The 2,005-nt window shown below is 60.8% G+C and carries 2 protein-coding genes; one reads left to right on the top strand and one right to left on the bottom strand.

Going from position 1 to position 2,005, the window contains the following annotated elements:
• Nucleotides 1-46: 46 nt before the first annotated feature.
• Complete coding sequence (locus tag OC610_RS26435; RefSeq protein WP_264432130.1) at nucleotides 47-1,159, bottom strand: enoyl-CoA hydratase/isomerase family protein; 1,113 nt, start codon at nucleotides 1,157-1,159, stop codon at nucleotides 47-49.
• Between the two features lie 131 nt (nucleotides 1,160-1,290).
• On the opposite strand from OC610_RS26435, the gene ung reads away from it, so the two are divergent.
• On the top strand, nucleotides 1,291-1,983 hold the full coding sequence (gene ung, locus OC610_RS26440; protein WP_264432132.1) for a uracil-DNA glycosylase: 693 nt from the start codon (nucleotides 1,291-1,293) through the stop codon (nucleotides 1,981-1,983).
• Nucleotides 1,984-2,005 lie beyond the last annotated feature (22 nt).

A 2,005-nucleotide genomic window follows, 5' to 3' on the forward strand; every position in this document is an offset into this window, starting at 1 on the left:
TCGCGAGCAAGCTCGCTCCCACACAGGGATCTCTTTTCAGGCTCGTTTATTCGTTGGACAAGTCCGCCAGCGGATGCCGCCCTTCCCACGCCTTATAAAAATGCGCCTCGACCGCAGCCACGGGCACGTGGTTGATGTCCGGCCAGTGCCAACGGGGCTTGTGGTCCTTGTCGATCAACCGTGCCCGCACGCCTTCGCTGAACTCCGGATGGCGGCAGCAGTTGAGGCTCAGGGTGTATTCCATGCGGAACACCCCCGCCAAGGACAAATGCCGCGCGCGGGCGATCTGCTCCCAGACCAGGTGCGCCGTCAGCGGTGAGCCTTCGGTCATGGTCTTGGCTGCCCGGGCGATCAGCGGATCGGAATGATCCACGAGCAGGCTCAGGGCTTTCCAGGCGCAGCGCACATCGCTGACATCCAGCCATTCATCGATCTTCTCCCGGCGAGGCAGCCATTGGGCTTCGGGCAGTTGAGCGAAGGCTTCTTGCTGCAAGGCCTTGAGCAGACTGTTGAGCTGCATCTCGGTCTGTTCCTGCCAGTTGAGTTGCAGCAGGCCCTCGATCAAATCGTCCTGCTGCCCATCGAGCAGGAAACGGTCGGCCAGGCCAAGGTCTATGGCGTCACGGGCATTCATATGCGCACCGGTCAGGCCGAGGAACAGCCCGAGCTTGCCCGGCAGGCGCGACAGGAACCAACTGGCGCCGACGTCCGGATACAGGCCGATGCTGATCTCCGGCATCGCCAGGCGACTGCTCGGCGTGACAATCCGCGTGCTTGCGCCTTGCAGCAAACCCATGCCACCGCCCAGCACATAGCCGTGCCCCCAGCACAGCAGAGGCTTGGGGTAGGTGTGCAGGTTGAAATCCAGGCGATACTCAGCCGCGAAGAATTGCGCGGCCAGTGGCGGCACCTCGCCGGGATGGGCGCGGCAGGCTTCCACCAGACTGCGCACTTCGCCACCGGCACAGAACGCCTTGGCGCCATTGCCGCGCAGCAATACACAAACGATCTGCGGCTCCCTGGCCCAGGCATCCAGGCGATCATGCAGGGCGTTGATCATCGGCATAGTCAGGGCGTTCAGGGATTTTTCCGCATCCAGGGTGGCGATGCCGAGTCGCGCACCGTTGATACCAGCGAGTTCTTCGAAGTGCAGATTCATCGTGACCTCGATCAGAAAATTGAATGATCAGTATGACTGCTGCGGTGGAAAGTGTCGGATCAGCGTCAGATCAATTGACAAGCCTTGTCGCCTTTCCTAGGGTGCGCCCATTGTTTTTAACGGGTGTGCCCATGACTGCTGACGACCGTATCAAACTCGAACCGAGCTGGAAGCAGGCACTGCGTGCCGAATTCGACCAGCCCTACATGGCAGAGTTGCGCGAGTTCCTGCGCGGTGAATACGCGGCCGGCAAGGAGATCTATCCGCCCGCGCCGTTGATTTTCAATGCGCTCAATTCCACGCCGCTGGACAAGGTCAAGGTTGTGATTCTTGGCCAGGACCCTTATCACGGTCCGGGCCAGGCCCATGGCTTGTGCTTTTCAGTGCAGCCGGGCGTGCCGACACCGCCTTCGCTGGTGAACATCTACAAGGAATTGAAGCGCGACCTGAACATCGACATTCCCAACCATGGCTATCTGCAAAGCTGGGCCGACCAGGGTGTGTTGCTGCTCAACACGACCTTGACCGTGGAGCGCGCCAATGCCAACGCCCACGCCAAAAAAGGCTGGCAGCACTTTACCGACAGGGTCATCGAAGTGGTCAGCGAACACCAGCCACACCTGGTGTTCCTGTTGTGGGGCGCCCATGCGCAGAGCAAACAGAAACTGATCGACGCGACCAAGCACCTGGTGCTGACCTCGGTCCACCCGTCACCGCTGTCGGCCCATCGGGGATTCATCGGCTGCGGGCATTTCAGCCGGACCAACAAGTTTCTCGAGCAACATGGCGAGAAACCGATCGAATGGCGGTTGCCGCCGGTTTGATGCGCTAGCGGAGCTGGACCCA

Source organism: Pseudomonas agronomica (assembly GCF_025917275.1).
Taxonomy (GTDB): Bacteria; Pseudomonadota; Gammaproteobacteria; order Pseudomonadales; family Pseudomonadaceae; genus Aquipseudomonas; species Aquipseudomonas agronomica.

Bases quoted from the DNA above. Each gene is read 5' to 3' on its own strand.
- OC610_RS26435 (WP_264432130.1), bottom strand. From the start codon at position 1,159: ATGAATCTGCACTTCGAAGAACTCGCTGGTATCAACGGTGCGCGACTC.
- ung (WP_264432132.1), top strand. From the start codon at position 1,291: ATGACTGCTGACGACCGTATCAAACTCGAACCGAGCTGGAAGCAGGCA.